The organism is Dyella jejuensis, from assembly GCF_044904675.1.
Taxonomy (GTDB): Bacteria; Pseudomonadota; Gammaproteobacteria; order Xanthomonadales; family Rhodanobacteraceae; genus Dyella_B; species Dyella_B jejuensis.
In genome coordinates, this window is record NZ_JADIKJ010000050.1 from 1 (window position 1) to 960 (window position 960).

Annotated in this window: 2 protein-coding genes; both read left to right on the forward strand. The window is 57.5% G+C overall.

The window, feature by feature from the left end; all coding sequences use genetic code 11:
* Positions 1–489 (forward strand): hypothetical protein (locus ISP15_RS18205; protein ID WP_404549399.1); only part of this gene is annotated, 489 nt, incomplete at its 5' end.
* 122 nt (positions 490–611) lie between these two features.
* A complete protein-coding gene (locus ISP15_RS18210) occupies positions 612–821 on the forward strand; it encodes a hypothetical protein (protein WP_404549401.1) in 210 nt (69 codons plus the stop codon).
* Positions 822–960: the final 139 nt, after the last annotated feature.

Genomic DNA, 960 nt, shown 5'->3' on the forward strand with positions numbered 1-960 from the left:
CATGCGTCAGAACATCCGCCGCTTCATCCTTCCACCACGGCGTTCGGAGCGGCGTTATCCGCGCGCTGTTTGCATGAGCAAAACTCGATACCCCATCAAAAGCAAAAATGCCGCTCAGGCTTAACTGAGCGGCATTGGCCCTTCTGGGCGGCTTTTCTGTTCACCGTGCCCGCTGCTTACAGTCCTCTACTTAACTTCAAGACCATGCTCGCGCGCGAACTTCGTCATGATCTCGGCAAGAAACGCCTCACCTGCGTCTGGATTGGGAACAGCCCGAGCGCTAAGGACTTCACCGCTGGTGTCGAAGATAACAGCCAAATATGGAAACCCCACCTTCGGCGGGTCATAAACTACAGCCGACAAATACGACATTTTTTTCTCTTTGGGATGACGCAAGGAACCGCCTTGCACGGTCTAGCCCATATGGGGGCGCCGCCGTCATGTCCCAACGCTACCGCCTTTACCCCTTCCGCAACGGCTACATGCTGATACCGATCCCACGCCCCATCGATCGTTCCGGCGCGGGCGTATGCGCCACAAGGACGGGTTCATAGGCTCTTGCTTCGACCGTTGCGGCCTTCTGCGCCCGTTCCGGGCGCTGGGCGTTGTGGATGTCCTCAGGCAGCAGCGCGCGGCTGGGCGCGCTACTTATCTTCGTACCTCGCTGGACATCAGTCGGAGCTTTCATCATTACCTGCACGGTGGGCCTGAGCACTTACCTGTGCTTCGCCAAGGATCTGTTCAATCCCATGTTTCCGCTGGTGATGACGCTGTTGGCCGCAACGCTCGTGTGGCTTGCATGGACATCGAAAAAATCGTGATGAACCGCCCCGGCTTTCGTGAAGGCTGTTTGGTTTAAGTCATGCTGGTTCAGCGGCTCGTGATTGCGCGAGTTGCCGATAGTAGTTTGCCTCGGCCTCCGCTGGCGGGATATAGCCGATTGGTGCAAGCAATCGCTGG